1 protein-coding gene is annotated in these 794 nt (G+C 66.9%); it reads left to right on the forward strand.

The window, feature by feature from the left end:
- A partial coding sequence (locus BGIM_RS66220; protein WP_040891988.1) for a secretin N-terminal domain-containing protein occupies nt 1-794 on the forward strand: 794 nt, incomplete at both ends.

Genomic DNA, 794 nt, shown 5'->3' on the forward strand with positions numbered 1-794 from the left:
GGCCGGGGTGGCTTTGGCGGCGGCAACCCCTTCGGCGGGGGCGGCTTTGGCGGCGGCAACCCCTTCGGCGGAGGAATGCCGGGAGTGGGCACGCCGACATCGACGGTCCCGCCGGCCGTCGACGGCTCCAAGCCCCGTGTGCGCATCGTCGCGGAACAATCCAGCAACGCCTTGCTGGTCCGGGCCAACACGCTCGACCTGCTGACCATCCAGAAGATGCTCAACGAGGTGATCGACACCGGCACGACCGACTCGAACGCCATCATGCAGCCCTTCCTCATCGGGCCGCTGAAATACGCGGTCGCCACGGAAGTGGTGGCGAACCTCCGGGAAATCTACCGCGAAAGCACCAACCAAGCGGCCTCGCAGGGAAGCAGCGTCGGCTTCGGCGCCACGCCTTTCGGGGCGTTCGGCGTCGGCGGCCGTCAGCAACCGCTTGACGCGATGGGCCGGCCCAAGCAAGTGGCCCTGACCCTCACGGCCGACGACCGGACCAACAGCATTCTGCTGAACTGCACGAAACTGATGTACGAGGACATCACCAAGGTCGTCGAAAAGCTCGAATTGCTGGCCAAGGATTCCACCAAGGTTGTCACGCTCCAGTCCGTGCAGGGGATCGACCCCCGGCTTGTGCAGGAAGTCGTTGACGCCATGCAAGGCCGGCAAACTCAGCGGAACATGCCTCAAGGCGGCAATCGCGGAGGGATCGGCGGCACCGGCGGTGGCTTCGGAGGCGGCACCAACGGCGGCTTCGGCTTCCCCGGCGGGGGCGGTTTTGGCGGCGGCTTCCCCGG

Origin of the sequence: Zavarzinella formosa DSM 19928 (assembly GCF_000255705.1) — a bacterium.
Lineage (GTDB): Bacteria > Planctomycetota > Planctomycetia > Gemmatales > Gemmataceae > Zavarzinella > Zavarzinella formosa.